The sequence below is a fragment of the Corallococcus sp. bb12-1 genome, from assembly GCF_026626765.1.
Classification (GTDB): Bacteria; Myxococcota; Myxococcia; order Myxococcales; family Myxococcaceae; genus Corallococcus; species Corallococcus terminator.
The window spans coordinates 1,206,308-1,226,582 of sequence record NZ_JAPNJZ010000001.1 but is presented as its reverse complement, the minus strand read 5'-3'; the positions used below and the strand labels follow the sequence as shown (position 1 = coordinate 1,226,582).

17 protein-coding genes are annotated in these 20,275 nt (G+C 70.8%); 8 read left to right on the top strand and 9 right to left on the bottom strand.

Going from position 1 to position 20,275, the window contains the following annotated elements; genetic code table 11:
• Nucleotides 1-12 precede the first annotated feature (12 nt).
• From OV208_RS05155 to OV208_RS05135, 5 genes are all read left to right on the top strand, one after another.
• Nucleotides 13-384, top strand: coding sequence for a hypothetical protein (locus tag OV208_RS05155; RefSeq protein WP_267572671.1), 372 nt, complete (start codon nt 13-15; stop codon nt 382-384).
• A 39-nt stretch (nt 385-423) separates the two neighbouring features.
• Complete coding sequence (locus OV208_RS05150) at nt 424-729, top strand: hypothetical protein (protein ID WP_267572670.1); 306 nt, start codon at nt 424-426, stop codon at nt 727-729.
• A 237-nt stretch (nt 730-966) separates the two neighbouring features.
• A complete protein-coding gene (locus tag OV208_RS05145; RefSeq protein ID WP_267572669.1) occupies nt 967-1,302 on the top strand; it encodes a hypothetical protein in 336 nt (111 codons plus the stop codon).
• A 38-nt stretch (nt 1,303-1,340) separates the two neighbouring features.
• Complete coding sequence (locus tag OV208_RS05140; RefSeq protein ID WP_267572668.1) at nt 1,341-1,883, top strand: PTS sugar transporter subunit IIA; 543 nt, start codon at nt 1,341-1,343, stop codon at nt 1,881-1,883.
• Between the two features lie 375 nt (nt 1,884-2,258).
• Nucleotides 2,259-3,851 (top strand): methyl-accepting chemotaxis protein, encoded by a 1,593-nt coding sequence (locus OV208_RS05135; RefSeq protein ID WP_267572667.1) that lies wholly within the window; start codon nt 2,259-2,261, stop codon nt 3,849-3,851.
• A gap of 73 nt (nt 3,852-3,924) precedes the next feature.
• On the opposite strand, the gene OV208_RS05130 is transcribed toward OV208_RS05135, so the two are convergent.
• Nucleotides 3,925-5,577, bottom strand: a complete 1,653-nt coding sequence (locus OV208_RS05130) for a formate--tetrahydrofolate ligase (protein WP_267572666.1) — start codon at nt 5,575-5,577, stop codon at nt 3,925-3,927.
• A gap of 177 nt (nt 5,578-5,754) precedes the next feature.
• Between OV208_RS05130 and OV208_RS05125 the strand changes: the two genes are divergently transcribed.
• Nucleotides 5,755-6,531 (top strand): hypothetical protein, encoded by a 777-nt coding sequence (locus OV208_RS05125; RefSeq protein ID WP_267572665.1) that lies wholly within the window; start codon nt 5,755-5,757, stop codon nt 6,529-6,531.
• A gap of 3 nt (nt 6,532-6,534) precedes the next feature.
• On the opposite strand, the gene OV208_RS05120 is transcribed toward OV208_RS05125, so the two are convergent.
• The 4 genes from OV208_RS05120 to OV208_RS05105 all read right to left on the bottom strand — a co-directional run bounded on the left by OV208_RS05120 (nt 6,535) and on the right by OV208_RS05105 (nt 11,940).
• A complete protein-coding gene (locus tag OV208_RS05120) occupies nt 6,535-7,314 on the bottom strand; it encodes a hypothetical protein (RefSeq protein ID WP_267572664.1) in 780 nt (259 codons plus the stop codon).
• A 96-nt stretch (nt 7,315-7,410) separates the two neighbouring features.
• Entirely contained in the window at nt 7,411-10,131 is a 2,721-nt protein-coding gene (locus OV208_RS05115) for an AsmA family protein (protein ID WP_267572663.1), read from the bottom strand.
• A 242-nt stretch (nt 10,132-10,373) separates the two neighbouring features.
• Nucleotides 10,374-10,835 (bottom strand): fibril protein, encoded by a 462-nt coding sequence (locus OV208_RS05110; protein WP_267572662.1) that lies wholly within the window; start codon nt 10,833-10,835, stop codon nt 10,374-10,376.
• 181 nt (nt 10,836-11,016) lie between these two features.
• On the bottom strand, nt 11,017-11,940 hold the full coding sequence (locus OV208_RS05105; RefSeq protein ID WP_267572661.1) for an iron-containing redox enzyme family protein: 924 nt from the start codon (nt 11,938-11,940) through the stop codon (nt 11,017-11,019).
• Nucleotides 11,941-12,125: 185 nt separating this feature from the next.
• On the opposite strand from OV208_RS05105, the gene OV208_RS05100 reads away from it, so the two are divergent.
• Nucleotides 12,126-12,947, top strand: coding sequence for a dimethylarginine dimethylaminohydrolase family protein (locus OV208_RS05100; protein ID WP_267572660.1), 822 nt, complete (start codon nt 12,126-12,128; stop codon nt 12,945-12,947).
• Nucleotides 12,948-13,037: 90 nt separating this feature from the next.
• Here the strand turns inward: OV208_RS05100 and OV208_RS05095 are convergent, their stop codons facing one another.
• The gene (locus tag OV208_RS05095) at nt 13,038-13,790 is read right to left on the bottom strand and encodes a sterol desaturase family protein (protein ID WP_267572819.1); all 753 of its coding nucleotides are present in this window, start codon (nt 13,788-13,790) and stop codon (nt 13,038-13,040) included.
• 365 nt (nt 13,791-14,155) lie between these two features.
• Between OV208_RS05095 and OV208_RS05090 the strand changes: the two genes are divergently transcribed.
• On the top strand, nt 14,156-14,500 hold the full coding sequence (locus OV208_RS05090) for a hypothetical protein (RefSeq protein ID WP_267572659.1): 345 nt from the start codon (nt 14,156-14,158) through the stop codon (nt 14,498-14,500).
• Between the two features lie 79 nt (nt 14,501-14,579).
• Here the strand turns inward: OV208_RS05090 and OV208_RS05085 are convergent, their stop codons facing one another.
• From OV208_RS05085 to OV208_RS05075, 3 genes are all read right to left on the bottom strand, one after another.
• A complete protein-coding gene (locus tag OV208_RS05085) occupies nt 14,580-15,680 on the bottom strand; it encodes a hypothetical protein (RefSeq protein WP_267572658.1) in 1,101 nt (366 codons plus the stop codon).
• Nucleotides 15,681-15,697: 17 nt separating this feature from the next.
• Complete coding sequence (locus OV208_RS05080) at nt 15,698-17,188, bottom strand: vWA domain-containing protein (RefSeq protein ID WP_267572657.1); 1,491 nt, start codon at nt 17,186-17,188, stop codon at nt 15,698-15,700.
• Between the two features lie 153 nt (nt 17,189-17,341).
• Nucleotides 17,342-20,182, bottom strand: coding sequence for a PAS domain S-box protein (locus OV208_RS05075; protein WP_267572656.1), 2,841 nt, complete (start codon nt 20,180-20,182; stop codon nt 17,342-17,344).
• Between the last annotated feature and the right edge of the window lie 93 nt (nt 20,183-20,275).

The following is a 20,275-nucleotide window of genomic DNA, read 5'->3' as shown; positions in this document are numbered from 1 at the left end:
GGAATGGAGCCCATGCGCAACGACGGGACGCCGACCGATGACGGGGGCGAGGACAACATCTTCGCGAAGGAGCTGACGCCCGCTCCGGACCGCTGGGTTCGCCGGGGCACGTGGATTGGCATCGTGCTGCTGGTGCTGGTGGGCGTCTTCCTGTGGTTGCAGGGTGGGGAGAACCGCGCGCTGAACGCCATGTCCCCGTCGCAGCGACAGGCCCTGTTCCGCGAAACGCGCGACGAGTTCGAGGAGCTGTGCCTGCCGGATGGAGGCGGCACGCGCTTCCCTCGCAAGTGCGGTCAGCTCGCGGACTTCCTCAAGCGCTTCTCCGAGTGCGACGCCGCCTGCCAGGGCGAAATCGAGCCCTTCAGCGCCCGCCCCACGCGCTGAAGAAGCCCGAGCGGCACACGGTTTGCCCCTGGACGGGGCATGTCTTCCTTCGCGAACGGCGGGTTCGCCCGCCCCTGGTGGCGGGACCTGCCCGGCTGGCTGTTGCTGTGGACGCTGGCGGCGGTGGCGCTCGTCAGCACGGGCGCTGAACGGCGGAGCGTGCGGCGCATGACGCCCCCGGAGCGCGCGGCCGTCTTCCTGCGGACCTCCGACACCTTCCGCTCGCTGTGCGAAAGCCCGCTCGCTTCCGACTTCACCGCACGCTGCCGCGAGCAGGCCCGCTTCCTGGCGCTGTTCCCGGAGTGTGACGACGCGTGCCGTGAGCGCCTTCTTCCCTGGCGGTGAAGACGCGGCGGGGCCGTGGCGTGCGACGGCATGCTTCGCCTCCCGTCGATGAAGCAGCGCCGGACACCGCGTCCTGCACGGCGTCACCGTGCAGGATGAAATCCCGTGCGCGCCGCAGCGGCGGAGCCTCCAGCAAGAACGCGGGGATGCAGTGCCTCCCCTCCGGCACGCGGGATGCTCCTGGGTGGGGGCGTCCGGGTGGAAGAACCCCGGCATCCAGGAGTGAAAGTCATGGGGATGATCGCCATCTTGAAGACGTGGGGCGCCCGTGCGCGCCACACCGGGCCCCGACACGAGGCCTCGCTCAAGGCGGTGCGCATGTTGGGGGCGGAGGGCCTGGTGGACGCTCGCCGCCGCGCGGGTCAGGCACTGGAGCGCGCCTGGCGCTGCACCTGCTGCCGCAGCCTGCTCGCCCACGTCTTCGAGCGCGTGGGCTCCACGCTGTTCCTGGACGACGACCCGGAGGTGCTCGTGCAGGCGTTCGAGGACAGCGAGCGCGACCGGTTCAGTGCGCGCGTGCTCGCCGCGTGCATCGTGATGGTGGGACGCGAACGCGTCGCCGTCGCGCCCTGATGCGATGGCCCGGAGTCGAAGGGACGGCGGATCTTTTCTTGAACAGCAACGGCCCCACGGGCCGGGAGGCAGGCCACATGTGGTGGATGGAGTTCCTGTCGGAGGAGGCGATCCAACCGTCCCTGCGGGCGCGCGACAGCGACTCGCTGCTCCAGGAGCTGGCGGGACTGCTGGCACCGGAGGCGGGCGTGACGCAGGCGGTGCTCGCCAAACACCTGCGCGAAAGAGAGCGCCTGGGCGCCACGGTGATGGAGGGGGTCGTGGCCATTCCCCACTGCCGCGTGGAGGGCGTGCGGCGCATCGTCACCTGCCTGGGAATCCATCGCGGAGGCCTGGCCTTCGGCAAGACAGGGGACGGCCTCGTGCACCTCTTCGTCGGCATGGTGGCCCCGCCGGACACCGCGGGCCTGCACCTCAACGTGCTGTCGCGCATCGCGGCGCTGCTGCACGACGCGTCGCTGCGAGACGCGCTGCTGCGGACCACCACCGCCAAGCAGGCGCACACCCTCCTGGCCCAGACCGAGGCCGCCCTCCACCCGCATTCAGTGCCAACGACGCACCGCGCCATCCTTCACCGCTGAATGGCCGACCCACGGTTCGTCCAGCACCCGGGAGTCCTCCCGGGGGGCTGGAATGATCGCGCCAGGGTGTGCCATCAGCACCTACATCTGACGTAGAACATCCTGCGAGGCAGGTCCCACCTGACAGGGTCAAGTGTCCCGGGGGACCCTGCGGGGCAATCCAGACCCGTTTACGAGATATTTCAAGGGGCGCGGGCTTGAGTCGGGGGGAGAGGTGTTGTCTATCCTACGTGTCTCGACGGGGCCTCAACCGTCGGCGGGGCCCGCCCGGGCCGCGGAAGGATGAGCGACAATGAGCTGGCGCAGCAGGCCCCGCGGGGATGCACGACCGCGCTTCATCGGGATGTCTGACGTGGGCCCGCGAGGGGGTGTGTGATGGCGTTGAGGCTCAAGCAGAAGATGATGGTGCTGCCGGTGGTGGCGTCGGTGTTCCTGGTGGCCATCGTGGCGGTGACGGTGGGGCTGGGCATGCGCACGCGAGCCGCTTCGGATCGCATCGGCTTCAGCCTGGCTCCGTCGGTGAGCCAGGCGCAGACGTTGCGCGCGGGCTTCGCCGCGCTGCACCAGGACGTGGGCGACGCGGTGGCGTTGCACGCGGTGCAGCAGCAGACGCTGGATGCTCACGTGACGGAGCTCACCGCGGGCCTGAAGGCCCTGCGCGGCATGAAGGACGTGGACTCCTCCCGCGTGGAGGCCCTGCAGGAGACCTTCACGCGCTACTGGCAGGAGGCCGCGAAGGTGGTGGTGCTGGCGGCCCAGAGCAGCGCGGGCGCCGACGACGCGCTGGCGAAGCTGGGGCCCGTGCACAAGACGATGCACGACGGGCTGGAGTCGGTGACGGCGCAGCAGGAGGCCGCGCAGCGCGAGGCCTTCATGGAGATGGAGTCGCTGCACGGCACGACGCTGACGTGGGTGCTGGTGCTGTCGGTGGCCTGCATCGCGGCGCTGGCGGCGCTCACGGTGTGGCTGCTGCGCGAAGTGACGCTGCCCCTGGCGCGCCTGACGGAGACGGCGACGCGCATCGCGCGGGACGGTGACCTGTCGCAGCCCATCGACACCTCCGCGCAGGACGAGGTGGGGGAGTTGGCGCGCAGCATCGAGACGCTGATGAAGCGGCTGCGCTCGGTGCCGGGCACGCTGCACGCGGTGGTGACGGACCTGACGGCGGCGGCGGCGCGGCTGAACACGGCGAGCCACGAGCAGCTCAACTTCCTGACCAACCAGTCGCGCAGCCTCACGGAGGCCAGCTCCACCATCGCGGAGATCGCCCAGACGTCGGGCATGGCGGCCAGCCGCGCGGAGATGGTGTTGAAGGTCGCGGCGCAGGCGGACGCATACAGCGCGTCGGGACAGATCTCCATCGAGCGCAGCGCCGAGGGCCTCCAGCAGATCCGCCAGCGGGTGGGCGCGCTGGTGGGCAGCATCGGGCACCTGTCCGAGCAGGCCGTGCACGCCGGAGAGATCATCGGCAGCGTGAAGGACCTGGCGGACCAGTCCAACGTGCTGGCGCTCAACGCGGCCATCGAGGCGGCGCGGGCCGGCGAAGAGGGCCGGGGCTTCGCGGTGGTGGCCAAGGAGATGCGGGCGCTCAGCGGTCAGTCGCTCCAGAGCACGCAGCGCATCGGGAAGATCCTCCTGGAGATCAACCAGGCCATCCGCCAGACGGTGAGCATCGCGGAGGGCGACAGCCAGAAGATGGAGGAGGGCATCGAACAGGTGCTCGCCTCGGCGTCGACGCTCAAGGACATCACCCAGGTGGTGCAGGAGAGCAGCCAGGCCGCGCGGCAGATCGTCGCCTCGGTGACCCAGCAGAACGCGGGCATCACGCAGATGACGGAAGTGGTGACGCAGTTGTCGGAGATGATGAGCGACGTGGTGCTGGCCACCAGCAACGCCGAAGAGGCGGTGGGGCAGATCAACAGCTCGCTGGGCAAGCTCCAGGAGCTGTCCACGTCGTTCCGCGTCTAGCGCTTCCACGCCGGACCCCGAAGGGCCCACGGGCCGTCCCGGATGCACCGGGGCGGCCCGTTGTTCGTCGGGCCTACTCGCCCTGCATCAGGCCCGTGATGTGGCCGTCGGGGTGGACGGTGACGCGCCTGGCGGCGGGCTCCCGGGGCAGGCCCGGCATGGTGAGCAGCTCGCCGGTGAGCGCCACCAGGAAGCCCGCGCCCGCGGACAGGCGCACCTCGCGCACCGTCAACGTAAAGCCCTGGGGGCGGCCCGTCTTCGTGGGGTCGTCCGACAGCGACAGGTGCGTCTTCGCCATGCACACCGGCAGCGCCGCGCCGCCCAGCGCCCGCGCCGTCTCCAGGTCCTTGCGCGCCCCGGGCGTGAAGGCCACGTCGTCCGCGCCGTACACCGTGCGCGCGATGGCGCGGATCTTCTCCTCCGGCGACTGGTCCAGTTCGTAGAGGAAGCGCGGCTTCGGTGGCGCCGCGTCCGTCGCGTCCAGCATCGCCAGCACCGTGTCCGCCAGCTCCAGTGAGCCCTCGCCGCCCTGGGTGAAGCCGTCGCATACGGCGATGCCCACGCCCCGTGTCTTCGCGAACGCGCGCAGCTCGTCCAGCTCCGCCTGCGTGTCCTGCGGGAAGCGGTTCACGCACAGCACCGCCGGCAGGCCGAACGCGGCCACCGATTCCAGGTGCTTCTCCAGGTGGTTGAAGCCCTTGAGCAGCGCTTCGCGGTCCGGCTCCGCCACCTGCGCCGGGCTCGCGCCGCCGTGGTGCTTGAGGGCTCGCAGCGTCACCACCAGCATCACGCCCCGGGGCCACACGCCGGCGCCACGGCACTTGATGTCCAGGAACTTCTCCGCGCCCAGGTCGAAGCCGAAGCCCGCTTCCGTCACCACCTCGTCCGCGTACGCGAGCGCCAGCCGCGTGCCCACCACCGACGAACAGCCGTGCGCGATGTTGCCGAAGGGCCCCGCGTGCACGATGGCAGGCCCGCCCTCGCGCGTCTGGGCGAGGTTCGGCATCAGCGCGTCCTTCAGCAGCGCCACCATGGACGCCGCCGCGTTCACGTCCTTCGCGCGCACGGGCGTACCGTCCGGCGCCTGGCCCACCACGATGCGCCCCAGCCGCGCCTCCAGGTCCTGGAGGTTCTCCGACAGCGCGAGGATGGCCATCACCTCGCTGGCGGCGGTGATGTCGAAGGACGTCTCGCGCGGCACGCCGTGCGCCTTGCCGCCCAGTCCCACGATGACGTTGCGCAGGAACCGGTCGTTCATGTCCATCGCGCGGCGCCAGCGCACCTTCGTGCCCTCCAGCACCACCGGGTGGCCGTAGTACACGGCGTTGTCCACCAGCGCGGACAGCAGGTTGTGCGCGCTGGTGATGGCGTGCAGGTCCCCCGTGAAGTGCAGGTTGATGTCCGCCGCGGGCTCCAGGCTTGCCTGCCCGCCGCCGGTGCCGCCGCCCTTCACGCCGAAGACGGGCCCCAGGGACGGCTCTCGCAGCGCCGCGACCGCCTTGCGCCCCCGCTGGCGCAGGCCCATGGCGAGCGCCACCGACATCGTCGTCTTGCCCTCGCCAGGAGGCGTGGGGTTGATGGCCGACACCAGCACCATGCGGCCCTGGCGGGAGCGGCGGCCCAGGGCGTCCAGGGACACCTTGGCGCGGTCGCGGCCCCAGGGGAGGACATCTTCCGGCGCGAGGCCCAGCTCGGCGCCGACTTCGGCAATGGGACGGAGCGTCATGGCGCGGGACTCTCCGTGTCCCGCCCGGAGAGGTCAACGCTCGCGATACGGGGGGCAGGCAGGCACCCGGGCCTGGACGTTTCCCCCAGGGGCGGGCGGGTGGGAGGATGAAGGCACGAAGACGGTTCCGGGAGCGCGATGGAATAGGCGGCCGGGTGTTCCGTCAGGGAGAACATCATGAATCGTATCCTCGGCATCGCATCGGTGGGGTTGGCTTCGGTGGCGCTCGGCGTGGCCCTGTGGGGGCCCGGTCGTTCGGAGGCTCCGGCGACGGACGCCGCGCCCCGCGTGCAGGACACGTCCTCGGACGTCCGGGCGCTCCAGACGCGCGTGAAGGCGCTGGAGGAGACGGTGCAGCTCCTGTCGCGCCGGATGATGGCCTTCGAGCAGCAGCCGGGCACGACCACGGGTGGTTCGGGTCCCGCGCCTGCGGGCCTGGAGGCCGAGGTCGCGAAGCTGCGTGAAGAGCTGCGCGGCGTGATGGTGGGCGAGGCGCTGAGCACCGAGAGCGGGAAGCAGTCGATGAAGGAGATCCTGCGCACGGTGCAGGACGAGCAGCGCACCGAGCAGCGCCAGCAGTGGCAGCAGCAGATCGACCAGATGCGGACGCAGGCGGAGGTCGAACGCAGCGAGCGCCTCAAGACGTTCATCACCGACGCGCGGCTCAGCTACAGCCAGGAGCAGGAGCTGACGAAGCAGCTCCAGGCCGAGGACACGAAGCGTCAGGCGCTGATGTCGTCGGGCGGCAATGGTCAGCCCCGGCAGGACGTGCGCCGGCAGATGCGCGAGCTGCGCACGCAGACCGACCAGGAGATGCAGAAGGTGCTCAGCGCGGATCAGCAGGCCAAGTACCAGGAGATGCGCCGTGAGGACTCGGCCCCGCGCGGCGGCGGTCCCCGGGGCGGCGCTGGTGGCGGCTCCGGCTGGGAAGCGCGCGGCGGCGCCACGCAGTAACGCCTAAGCGTTCCGCTCCTTCCGGGCCTGCAACGGCCGGAAGGAGGTCGCGCCGTCGGCGGTGGTTTCCAAGCGCTGGACGTCCTGGAGGTCGAAGGCGTCCGCCAGGGCCACCGACCGCGTGAAGAGCAGCACGGGGACCCGCAGGGACGCCGCGCGAGCGGATTGGACCCGGTCCCAGACGGCGTTCGCGGGCAGGTCCACGTCGTGCTCCTCCAGGACGAGGAAGGTGGCTTCGTCCAGGTCGAAGGCACCGGCGGGCTGGACGCGGAAGCCTCGCAGGAGCCCGGCTATCATCGTCATGCCCCACTGGACGATGCCTCCCACCATCCGGCCTTCCTCCTCCTCGTCGGTGCCGCGCGCTTCGGGCTCCTTCGCCGGGGGCAGGTCCGCGTAGGAGGGGAGCAGGGCCTCTTCGGCGGGCGGCTGCTTCTGCCCGGGCGCGATGAGCTCCGCCGCCACGCCCGCCAGCAGGTCCAGCGTCTCCTCCACGAGGCGCCACACGCCGTCGGGGAAGCGCTGGAGCTCCACGCGGTAGGTGTTCCAGTCCACGGCCAGGGACAGCTTCACGGGGCTGCGCAGGCCGTCCGTGACGCCGGGCTGGGACAAGTGCTGCTGGAGCCGGCCGTGCGCCAGTTCGCGCAGGAGCGTGAAGAGGGCGATGAGGTCGCGGGTGGCGGTGCCTTCCGCGTCCAGCAGGACCTCCAGCGGCTCGGGGTGCAGCACCACGCCGCGCAGTGAGCGAAAGCCGTCAGCTTCGATCCGCGTGAACCGGGTGCGCATGGGCGGCAAGCCTACGCCAGGGCGCCGGAACACGAACGCCGCGAAGCTCCCGTTGGAGCCCCGCGGCGCGCGTGCCACTTCCGGATTTCGCGGCGACTACTTCCCGCCGAAGATGCCCTTGAGCTTCTTCTTCGCTTCGTCCGCCGCGCGCTGCTTCGCCTTCTCCTGCTCGGCGCGGGCCTGGTCCTCCAGCTTCTTCTTCTCCTCGTTGGCGCGCGCCTCCAGTTCCTGGCGCTTCGCCTCCGCGTCGGCCTTGGCCTTGTCCTGGCCGCCCGTGATGATGTCCTGCACAGCCTTGCCCTTCTCACCCAGCAGGCTGCCCGCGACGGATGCGCCCGCCAGCTTCAGGATGGTCGTCGCCGCCGGCTTCACGTCGATGCCCGTCACCTCCGGGCTCCACGCCTTGCCCGTCAGCTTCAGCCCCACCGGGATGGCCTCCGTCGGCGTCACCTTGCCCACCGTCAGCGCCTTGATGGTCGCGGGCGTCAGCGACACGCCGCCCGTCAGGTCCAGCGTGCCGTCCAGCTTGATGCCGCCGTCGAAGCTCATCGCCGCCTCCGGCCGCGTCCAGGTGATGGGCTTGCTCAGCTGCGCCACGCCGTTCTTGATGGTCACGCTGAAGGGCAGGTCCGCCCCCAGCGACGTCACGTCGCCGCTCTTGAGCGCCTTGGACGCGAACGGCAGCGCCTTGGACAGCGGCCCCGTCACCGACGACACCAGGTCCTTGCCCAGGAACGTGCCCTCCAGCAGGTTGCCGCTGATGCCGCCCAACAGCGTCTGCTGGAGCTTGTCCGGCGTGTAGCCCACGCCCTGCACGTCCACGTTGCCGTTGAACTTGCCCGTCATCACCTGCTTCGGCGTGCGCTCCGCCAGGGCCTGCGCCATCTCGATGCCCTGCACCTGCACCTTCGCGGTGAAGGGCCGCGCCTCCGGCGACGGGCCCAGGCGGAGGGTCGTCCCGTCCGCCACCACCTTGCCGCCGTAGACGCCCGTCGAGAACTTCTCCACCGTGATGAGGTCGTCCACCATCTTCACGACGCCCGTCACCTGGCTCAGGTCCATCTTCGTGAAGCGCAGCGACCCGATGGCGAACTGGATGTCGCCCCGGTAGCCATTGAAGCGCGTGGCGTCCTCCGGAGGCGGAGACGCAGGCGGCGGCTTGCCACCCGTGCGCGCGGCGACCTCCTCCTCGCTCATCAACAACTTGTCCGCATCCAGCCGAGCGCTCTTCACCGCCGCCTTGAACGTCGTCGTCGCCTTCTTGCCCGTGCCGGCCAGCGACACCGTCGCGGTGCCCGACACCGTGTCCTCCAGCGCGCCCAGGGTCATGCTGGTGACGTTCACCGTCATCCCGCTGCCCGTCTTCGCCGGCACGTACGTGCCCGCCGCCGCCACGTCCAGCCGCTGTCCCGGCGCCTTGTTCACGAGCAGGCCCGGCCGCATGTCCACGCCGTCCAGGTCCGCCTTCGCGTCGAAGCGCAGCGCGCCGCCGCTGGCCGCCGCGCCCGTCAGCTTCGCGTTGAGCGTCATCGCGCCGCCGGCTTCCTTCGACAACTGATCCGGCACCCGCAGCCGCACCGGCGTCAGGTTCACGGCGATGTTGATGGCCTGTTCGGCCTGCGTGCCGCTGCCGCGCACGTCCAGCCCGATGGGGCCCGCCACCATGCCCTTGAGCTGCTTCTTCAGGGGCGGGTAGTACTCGGCGAGCACGGCCGGGTCCAGGTTGCGCCCCACCAGCTCGAAGCCCTCCACGGCCGGCTTGTCCGTGAGCAGCCCCTTCACCTTGCCCTTGCCGGTGATGGCCGCGGGGCCCAGGTCCAGCTTGAGCTTGTCCAGCGCCAGGTCGCCCGTCTCCATGTCGCCCGTCACGTCCGTGTCGAGCACCACGTCCAGCGCCTTGCCGCCCTCCGAGCCCGCGAACTTCATCCCCAGCGCCTTGATGACGCCCACGAGCTTGGTGGGGCCCTTGCCGCCGGGCACCGCGCTGCCCAGGTCCGCCTTCCAGTCCGCGTCCAGCGTGCCCGCCTGCAGGCCCACGTCCGGCGGCAGGAACGGCCCCAGCGGGGACAGGTCGATGTGCTCCGCCTTCAGTGTCACCTGCTCCGGCGTGGGCACCAGCGTCGTCGGCAGCGGCGCCGCCTGGAGCGTCATCTTGAGGTTCTGCTTCTCCGCGAGCACCGCCGCCGCCAGGTCCACCTTCAGCGGCTTGCCCACGCGCAGGTCCTTCACCTCGATGTCCAGGTCACGCACCGCCAGTTCACGCGCCTGCTGGCCGCCCGCGCGGTCCACGAAACGGATGGTGCCGTCGGTGAGCGCCGCGCGCTCCACGTGCACGCCCGACAGGTCCGTGGGCTGCGTCTCCTCCTCCGGCGTCTCCTCCTTGGGCTGCTGCGCGGCCCACTTCTCCTGGAGGCGCTGCACGTTGGTGGTGCCGTCCGCCAGGCGGAGGACGTTCACTGTGAGGCCGGACACCTCCACGTTCTGGACCTGGATGTCCTTGCCCTTGGAGGTGAGCAGCGGCATCGCCGCCACGCTCACGTCCACCGTCTTCAGCTCCGCGAGCGGCAGGTCTTCGCCTTCCGCGGGGCCCACGACGACGTTCTCAATCCGCGCGCCGACACGGGGAAAGAGCTTCGTGGAGATGTCGCCAATCTCGATGGGGCGCCCGAGCTTCTGCGAATACGTGGCCGCCTGGTCGCGCGCCGTCTTCAGCAGGATGGCGTCCAGGCGCCACAGCACGACCGCCACGATGGCGACAAGGAGGACGAGGATGCCTCCCAGCACATAGGGCCAACGCTTCTTCTTCACAGCCGCCACGGTTCCTCCTCCGTCGGGAGAGCGGTCGAACGCTTAGCGCAGCGCCGCGTGGGCCGCACCTCCCATGGCTAACCGGGAGGACCGCCCGCGGCGGGAAACTTCCACTTTCCAGCGTGACGGAGGGGGTCTCCGGAAAAGTCACGCCCGCGCCCCGGGCTCCGGCCAGCCCGCTCGCCCTTGCATCTAGGCATGGCGGGGCCATTCCGGAAGGGGGAGGCCCACGCCCGGCCAGGCGCTCGCCGCTACAGGTCGATGATGTCCGGCTCATTCCCGGACGGCGGCGGAGCGTCCGGTCCACCCTCCAGCGTGAAGCCCCAGGGCGCGTACACGGACCCGCCCGTGTATGCGTCCACGTAGAGCACCGCCGGCGTGTCCAACCCCTCGTAGGTCACCTCGAAGATGGACAGCCGGCCGCGCTCGTTGGCCCTCCCGTCCACCTGGGTGAACTCGCAGCAGTCCCCCATTCGGCGCCAGGCCACCGGCTCTCCCTTCGGCCCGCGCAACAGACCGAAATACGCCATCACGCCCTTGTCGCCCCAGCCCACCCGCACCGGGTTCTCCGGCCGGGTGCCGTAGGTCGTCGGATCCGGTCGTTGGGGCATCAAGGGCTGCGTGCGGCGCATCACGTCCTCGAAGGACGTGCCCGGGGAGGCGCAGGCCGTAAGGGCCAGGACACCCACGCAGGTGATTCGGAACAGGGACATCGGGACCTCCAGCAGGGAAGCTCGGCAACGGCCTCCCAAGCTGGCATCCGCCCCTTTCACGGTGCACCCCTCCTCCCACGTGCTGCCGCGAGGGCCGTCCGCTGCCCGACGCACCTCCAGGGCCAGCGCACACGCGCAAGGTCCCGGAGGGGAGGACGGCCAGGCGCGCGGGCCCTGCTTTTCAGCTGAGCGACTTCAACTCCAGGCCCAGCTCCCGGCGGTAGCGCTCGAAGCACTTCGCCCCGGCGGATAGACGCAGCAGCGCCCCTTCCGCCAGCGGCCTCGCGCACGCGGGGTTCGCCGCCACCAGCGGGCGCAGCACCTCCCGGTTCCACGTCTCCGAGTGCTTCACGTCCAGCGTGGAGTGCACCGCGTAGTAGCGCCGCACGCGCATGTCGAAGCCCAGGCGCTTCAGGCCCTCGTTGACGCACGCGGTGCGGCCCGGCGCCGTCTCCTCCACGATGCCCAGCGCGCCCACCGCGAGGTACGTGTAGCGGCGGTTGAACGCGAACGCGCAGAGCAGGTTCGCCAGCGCGTGCGCTTCCCACACCGTGTCCTCGTCCGTGGGCTTCAAGCCCAGCTTCGCCGCCATCTCCGCGAGCATCGGCCCGTGCATCGCGTCCTCGCGCCCGCGGCCCATCTCGTCCCAATAGTTGCGCGCCAGCTCCAGCTTCGCCTGCGTCGGCAGTTGCAGTTGCGTCAGCGCCACCATGTCGTCGAAGCCGGCTTCACCCGCGACCTCCTGCGTGAGGAACCAGCGCATCTGCTCCAGCGATGCCTGCGTCGCGAGCCACGGGAACAGCGGATCCTGCTGCCCGGGGCCCGTCTCCTTCAGGTCCTCGAACCACGCGATGAAGCCGTCCGCGTCCTCCGGCGCCTCGGCGGCCCATGCCGCCATGCGCTGGCGCTCGGCCTCCACGTACTCGCCTTCCAGCAGGCGCAACTGCGTCTCCGACTGCACGCCCGCTCGCCAGCCCTCGGTGGGGAACCCGGGAGCCAGTCGAGAGTGGTTGAAGCGCAAGAGGGTTCGATGCAATTGCTCGGACAGGCGGGCATCCTCAACCCCTGCTCCCACGCCCCCCACCACCTCGCCAAGCCCGCCCATGGTGCGCACCCTCTCTACACGTCTTCGGAAGGCGGGAGTGCCTTCCGACCACATGTATGGGGATGACCTTGCACACCGGCCACTTCGCTCCTGCCACCTTCGCCGTGAGTCAGGTGCGTTGCGAGAAAGACCACGTCCGCTCCCGTGACTGCGCGTATCAGGTCGCGTGGAACATCAACCCGCATATGAAGGTCGGCGCGGCCGTGTGGCGCCGGGCCTGCTCCCAACACCGGGCGTTCCTGCGCGCCTTGCGTGACGCGGGCGCGGGCTTCTTCGAACTGCCCTTCGTCCACGGCGCGTACGACTCCGTCTTCGCCAAGGACAACGCGGTGCTTGTGTCCCAGGAAGGGGAGCTGCGCGCGCTGCTCGCCACCATGCGCCACGGGCAGCGGCGGGGTGAGCAGAGCGCCCGCGCCCGGTGGCTGGCCGCGCGCGGCTTCGACGTCATCGAACCGGGGCGCGTGCACATCGAAGGGGGCGACGTGGCCATGCTGCCCCAGGGCCGAGGCGCCCTGCTGGGCTGGGGCCAGCGCTCCACGCAGCGGGCCGCGGGCGTGCTGGAGGCCTTCCTCGATGCGCCCGTCACGCCGCTGGAGCTGCGCGACCCGTACCTCTACCATCTGGACACCGCGCTCACCGTGCTGTCCGACGGCACCGCGCTCGTGTGTCCCGAGGCCTTCACGCCCGAGTCCCTGCGCACGCTGGCGCGCACCGAAGGCATCCAGCAGGTGGTGCCCGTCGCTCGCGAGGACGCGCTCGCCTTCGGCCTCAACCTGGTGGAGGTGGGCAACACCGTGCTCGTCGGCGCGCGCGTGCCCCGCGTGGAGGCCCTGCTGCGCGGCCTGGGGCGCCGGCCCGTCAGCGTGAAGTTGGATCAGTTCCACCTGGCCGGAGGCAGCGCGGCGTGTCTCGTCGCGCGCGTGCACACCCTGCCGCCCGTGTCCGCCCAGCACTTCCGCGAGGAGCGCGAACAGGAACAGGACGCCGCCTCATCGCTCTCCGCGTGAGCGGCTTGAAGTGAAGAAACCTCCCCGGGCGGCATGCGCACGGGGAGGTTCCGGGTGAAGCGGGGACTCAGGGACGTGGAGCCCCGGGGGTCAGGACTGTTCGCCGGAGGCGCCGTCCGGGGCGCTCAGCCCTTCGGCCTGCCAGAAGCGGCGCGGGTGTCCGTCACCGCGCGTGCCGCCGGAGAGCTTGTCCACCCAGGGGTACTTCTGGGCCTCCTCGGCGGTGTAGCCCAGGTTGAAGACGGTGGGGCTCTTGGGCTTGTCCGCCGCCTTCTCGTAGAGCGTGCCGAACACGCGGTCCCAGAAGTAGTTGGTGATGCCGAAGTTGCCCGTCTCGTTGTGGAAGTGGTGAGACATGTGCAGCCGCTTGATGTCCTTCAGGAACTTGAACTGCGGCGCGTAGTTCAGGTGCTGGATGCAGTGGCAGAACTCGTAGAAGCACGTGGTCACCATGCCCCAGCCCAGCGCCGCCGCCGCGCCCGAGCGCCCGCCGATGAGGTAGCCGATGGGCGTGAGCACCAGCGCGATGGTGGGCAGCGTGGTGTGCAGCGCGCCGAAGAGCACGCGCAGGTCGTGCGGGTCCTGGTGGTGGTCGAAGTGGATGCGCTTCCACGTCACCGCCGTCGCCGCGGACTTGTAGAGGAAGCGCCCGTGCAGGATGTAGCGGTGGATGAGGTACCAGCCGAACGGGTACGCCACCGTCGCCACCAGCATCGCCGCCGCCATGCGCGCCGGGTGTTCGAACCACTTCACCGACAGCACGATGCAGGTGATGCCGATGAGGATGTAGGCGACGACGGAGTAATAGGTGAAGAACGAATAGACCAGGTCGCGCAGCGACATCCGGTCGAGGTTGTGCTTCCGGTTCAGGAAAGAGACCGCCACGGGTATCCCCTCACAGGTTCTTTTCTACGCCGCACGAAACCGTTACCGCCGGAGCGCACGGGGCACGAAGGCTCGCTCACATCCCGGCCCTTGGGTGATGCGGCGGCCCCTGAGCTATCAGCCTGGGAGGCCCCCGGCTCAGGAACGGCGAGGCCCCTCTTAGCGTCTTCCTTGAAGCATTGAGAAGCCCCTCTGTTGGATGGAGCAACTCCGGATTGTCCGCCCGCCCGTCCTACGTCCGACCCACGGCCGGACTTCCATGGGAGGAACAGACACCCCACCTTTCAGCCCACGGCACGCGAGCAATCGCACGAGGGGGCCAGATGGCGCGCAAGGCACAGGGGCAGCAGCAGGGCAGTGGTACGGACACGGTACGGCCGGCGCGGCGCAAGAGCGCGGCGCCCAAGCGGGCGGCGAACACCGCCCCGGCCACCGAGGGGCGCCTGGAGCTGCGCCGGGACATCGCTGAATACCGGGCCGCCGCCGAGGCCCAGGCCGACCGCGTCCGCGAGCGCATCAACGCCGCGCTGGAGGTCAGCCGCCGCACCCGGGAGGAAATCGAGGCGCGCATCGCCAGCCAGTTGCACACCCCCGTCGTCGTGAAGAAGCAGGCCTCCCCGGCCCGCAAGCGCAAGGCGTCCCGTCCGTCCCGCGCGTCGGAGAAGTGACGCACCCCCGGTCCCCGGGCCTGCCCTGTGTCGGGTCCGGGACCGTCCTGGATGGCCAGGACGGGTGCCACGACGTCGTCTAGGACCGGGCGGCCGGAGCGCGCTGGGGCAGGGGCAGCATCTCCGAACTGGAGGATTCCAGGTCCAGGGCGGAGAGCTTGTCGGCCAGGGCCAGGGCCCGGTCAGCCCCCTCCAGCGGGGATGAGGCCTGGGCCCCGATGAAGCACACCCGGGCCCGCTCCAGCAGGGCCACCTGGGCGTGGAGCTGGGCGAACAGCCGCTCACGCTTTCGGGACAGCGCGTCCAGTTGGTTGAGCTCCTCGCCCAACGACGCGGCGGCGCGCTCCAACTGTCGCCGGGCCACGCCGTCCTGGGCGTCCGCGGCGCGCTTGCGCAGCTCCTGCACCTGCGAATCCACGCTGCCCTGGGACGCGGAGGACAACTGGGCCTCCAGCACCGTGTGGGACTCGGCCAGGTTGAAGGCGTCCTGGGCCAGCTTCCCGAGCACGCCCTGGAGCTTCTCGCGGCCCTTGCCGGTGGCCAGCTTGCGCGCCTCCGCCTGGCTCTGGCGGTACAGCCCGAGCGCTCGCGTCACCAGCGTGCGCACCTCGCCGGTGAGCGTGGCCTCCAGGCGCATGCCCCGGGTGGCCACCGCGTCCACGTCGATGGCCAGGTTCGCCGGCAGCGTGCCGATGCTCCAGAAGAGCGCCACCACCGCGTAGTCCACCAGCAGGGGGAAGTAGCCCCGGGCCGGGAGGAAGCGCGCGTCGAGCACCTCCTGCACGTACAGCCCCACCGCCGTGGTGACGGCCGCGGCCCCCGCGCTCAGGGCCACCTGGGTGGTGGTGCCCATGCCCTCACGCCCGTGGCCACGCCAGGCCAGCACGGCCGCGGCGATGGCGCCCGACGCCGCGTACTCCAAGGGCGACGGCAGGCCCAGGAAGTAGGGGATGGAGGGCAGCAGCACCACCGCCGTGCGCACCAGGGCGTTGAACGCGGGCAGCGGCTTCACCGCGGTGAGCGCCGCCGCCATCAGCGCGAAGTAGCCTGGATCCACCGACTGGCGCAGCACCTGCCGGGCCACGCCGGCCACCAGCGCCATGGCCCCCGCGCCCACGAGCGCGTACAGGCAGCGCGTCTCGAAGTCCTCCCGACGGATGAGTTGGATGGAGAGCGACACGGCGCACCGTCCCTGCACTAGTAGGAGTTGTTCTGCCCGAAGCTCTTCATCGTCTTCTTCTTCAGGTGGAGCATCTCACGACGCACGTCCGAATCGCTGTGGGCCTTTCCGTAGGCTGCCTGGGCGGCGTCCACGTCCGCAATCTCCCCCGCGAGCGCGGACGCTGAACTGCCGAAGAGGCGACGCGCGTTGTCCAGCAGGCTGACCGCTCCCTGACGGTTGCCGTTCTTCATCTCCTCCGCGGCCGCGTGCAGTTGCTGCGTGCCCAGGGCGCGGATGGCGTGCACGCGCACCTCCCGGTCCAGGTTCGAGCGCACCGTCCGCGCGTCGTCCGTCACCCTCGCGTTCAGGGACAGGAGCACCTGGGACGGCAGGTCCGCCGTCACGTCCACGTACGAGAGGCTGGCGCCCAGGACGGTCATCTGCGTGCCGCTCGCGGGCGCGTCCAGCGTCACCTTGGCCACCACGCGCGCGGACTGGCCGCCCGTCAGGTCGTACAGGGGCACGCGCACCGTGTTGCCCTCGCGCGTGGACGTCAGGCCCATCACCTCCACGCCGCTCACGCCGGGCGGCAGCGTCAGCACCAGATTCACGTTGCGCGCCACGGTGCTGGCGGCCTGCTCCAGCTCCCGCGTGAAGATGGAGGCCAGCTCCGCCGAATCGCTGACGAAGCCGGAGAAGCCGCCGCCCCGTTCGGCCATGCCGCGCATCAGCGCGTCGTTGAAGCCCTCGCCCACGCCCAGCGCGCTCACGGTGATGCCCAGCTCGCGCAGCTTGCCCACTTCGGAGAACAGGCCGGTGTTGGACACGATGCCCTCGGTGGGCTGGCCGTCGCTCAGCAGGATGGCGCGCGTCACCCGGAACTCACGCGTGTAGGGGCGCACCGCTTCGGCGGCCGCCTGGAGCCCGCCGCTGATGTTGGTGGAGCCGTCCACTTCAATCCGGGAGATGGCCCGGAGCAATTCCGCGCGGGTCTCGTCGTTGATCTCCACGCTGGGCAGCGTCGTCACGTTGGAGCCGTAGTGCACCAGCGCCAGCCGGTCGCCCTTGCTGAGCTGCTTCACCAGCGTCTGGGCGGCGCGCTTGGCGTCCTCCAGCTTGCTGCCCATCATGGAGCCGGAGCGGTCCACCACCAGCGCCAGGTTCACCGGCACGCGCTGGACGCTCTCCGGCTTGCGCGCCGACAGCTCGAACCACGCGAAGGCCTCACCCGGCCCCGTCATCACGTACGCGCCGGACAGCTTGCCGGTCAGCTCCACCGGGCCGGGCTTGCCGGTGGGGGACTGCCCCACGCCCACGGGCAGCACCAGGTCGACGTCCGCCTCTCCCGGCTGCACCACCGTGTGGCTCTGGTCCGGCCCCGTCCTCGGCGTGGCCAGCCGCGGCTCCGCCACGTGGGTCGGGGGATGGTCGCTGGGGGGATTGAAGTGCCTCGCGGCCCCATCGAGCGCGAGGGCGCCCACGACCAGCAGGCCAGCAAGGGACAGCAGCACGGTGGTGCGGTTCATGGGAGGCATCATGATCTCGACGAAGGCAAGAGCGGGTGGACGAGCGCAAACTCGCAGACCCCACACGCCAGCGCATCCGTCAGTGGGAGGAGGGTCCTCCCGATGACCGATGGGTGCGACCGCCACGGGCGCGGCGGTGTCCGCGCGGGGCCATCAGGCCGCATCGAGGGGGCCGCGACGCACCAGGTCCTCCACCGCGCCGCGCACGCGGGCCTCGTCGAAGGGCTTCTCCAGCAGCGGGTTGGGGATCTGCGCCAGGAACTCGCGCGCGCCCACGGAGAAGGCCCCGCCCGACACGAAGACGAAGCGGCGCTCCAGCCCCGGGTGGTCGCGTCGCACGGCCTCATACACGTCCCGGCCGGCGAGGTCCGGCATCATCACGTCGCACAGCACGGCGTCGAACCCTGGCGCCTGCGCCATGCGCTCCAGGGCCTGCCGGCCGCTGGTGGCCACCTCCACGTCGTGGTCGCGCAAGAGCCGCTGCAACACGCGGCCCACCGCGGGCTCGTCATCCACCACCAGCACGCGGCCTCGCGGTGACGCGGGCGCGTGGATGGGAAGGGGCTCCTCCGGATGGGAGGGCAGGGCGGAGGGCGGCGCGGGGAGCACCACGCGGAAGGTGCTGCCGTGGCCCACGCTGCTGTCCACGGAGATGTCGCCGCCCAGGCCGCTGATGATGCCGTGGCAGATGGACAGCCCCAGGCCGGTGCCCACGCCCACGGGCTTGGTGGTGAAGAACGGATCAAAGATGCGGCCCATCACCTCCGGCGCGATGCCGCTGCCCGTGTCGCGCACCTCCACCACCACGCGGTCGCCCTGGACGCGCGATGACAGCACCACCTCGTGCTCGTGCGCGGCGCCTTCCGGGATGGCCTGGGCCGCGTTCACCACCAGGTTGAGGAACACCTGGCACAGCCGGCCTTCGTTGGCCATCACCAGGGGCACCGTGCCGTAGTCCCGGCGCAGCCGCGCGCGGTGCCGGATTTCGTTCGCGGCCATCATCACCACGGAGTCCAGCACCGCGTGCACGTCCACCGGCGACACGCGCTCCTCGTCCGGGCGGGAGAAGGTCTTCAACTGGCGCACGATTTGGCGCACGCGCTCGGCGCCCTCGCACGCCTCGCCCAGCACCTCCTGCCACTCGGTCACGTTCGGGGGACGCACCCCGCGCGAGGGGGCCGGGGTCAGGTGGTGGCGGAACTCGTCCGACAGGAAGGCCAGGTTGGAGAGCACGAAGGCCAGCGGGTTGTTGATTTCGTGCGCGATGCCCGCCGCCAGCGTGCCCACCGACGCCAGCCGGTCCGCCAGCGTCAGCCGCGCCTGGAGCTGGCGCTGCTCCGTCACGTCCCGCGCGATGGACACCATCGCCGGCTGTCCGTCGAATCTCAGCGGCAGCGACGCCAGCTCCACCACGCGCGTGCGTCCGTCGCGCAGCACCAGCCGCCGCTCGCTGGTGAGGGGCGTGGTGTCCGCGGGCGTCGCGCCGGTGCCCGGCACGTCCGCCAGGAACTCCGACAGCCGGCGGCCCACCAGCTCCTCCGCGCGCTCGAAGCCCAGCGTGGTGACGAGCACCGCGTTGGCGTAGACGATGTGGCCGTCGCGTTCGATGGCCGCCGCGTCCGGGAAGCCCTCCATCAGCGCGCGCAGGCTGGCCTCGGAGCGCTTCAGCGCCTCCTCCACCTGCCGACGCTCGGTGATGTCGCGCGCCAGCCCCTCCACCGCCACCACCCGGCCGTTGGCGTCCGTCACTGGGGCCACCACGTGCTCCAGCCACAGGATGCTGCCGTCGGGGCGCAGGAACCTCAGGACGACGGGCGTGCCGTCCGACGCCCGGGGCGACTCCAGGAGCCGCTCCAGCGCGGGCCGGTCCTCCGGGTGCACGTTGCGGTACCACAGCTCCGGATCCGCGTAGTGCGCCTCCGGCCCCAGGCCCAGCTTGGCGTGGGCCACGCGGCTGACGTACGTGAAGCCTCGCGGGGGCGCGCACCGGTAGAGGTACAGCACGTCCGACGCGTTCTCCGCGAGCTGGCGGAAGCGGTGCTCACGCTCGCGCAGCGCCCGCTCGGATTCGCGCCGCTCCAGCGCCACGGAGATGGCGCCGCTCGCGGCGAACAGCAGATCCACCTCCAGCCGGTCCCACTCGCGCGCCTCGTAGCAGTTGTCGAAGCCCACGAAGCCCACCAGCCGCCCGTGCACGCGCAGGGGCAGCACCAGCAGCGTGAGGATGCCCTGCGGATCCAACAGCTCCCGCTCGCAGGCGGGGAAGGTCGCCACGCGCCCGGTGACGACCTCGCCGCGCTCCAGCACGGGCACCCAGCGCTCCAGGCCCGGCCGCATCGGCAGCTCCTGGAGCAGCGGGTTGGCGAGTTCGGGCACCACGCCGGGAGCGCACCACTCGGCGCGCTGGCTGCACACGAGCGCGCCCTGCGCGTTGAGGTGGGTTTCGAAGACGTAGACGCGGCTGGCCCCGGACGCAGGCCCCAGCGGCTCCAGCGCCTGGCCGTACAGGTCCCCGCCGGTGTGCACCGACAGCAGGCGCTGCTGCATGTCCACCAGCGCGGTGAGGTAGCGCTCGCGCCGGGCGAGCGCGTCGCTCGTGCGCTTGCGCTCGGTGATGTCGTTGAGCGTGCCGGCCATGCCCAGGAGCACGTTGTCCTCGTCCACCGTCACCCGGACGAACACATCCATCCAGCGGAAGCCCCCGTCGCGCGTGAGGTAGCGCACCTCGTGCTGGATGAACTCGCGCTCTCGCGTGAACAGCGACTCGCACACCTCCAGCGTGCGCGCCTGATCATCCGGGTGGATGAAGTCAAAGGCGGACTGGCCCAGGCACTCCTCCACGGGGAAGCCCGTCAGCTCGGTCCACGCGGGATTGAGGAAGACCCAGTGACGCTCCATGTTCGTCTGGAAGACGACCTCCTGGAGCGTGTCGATGACCTGCCGGAAGCGGCGCTCATTGGGGGTGCCGTCAGGGCGGGTGAACGGCATCTGCATTCGGGAGACTCGCGGTGGAAGAACTTCGCCGTGCGGCCGGAACTTCATGCGGCGCGGACGTGGACAGTCGAACGATTGAGGATCGGCGCCATG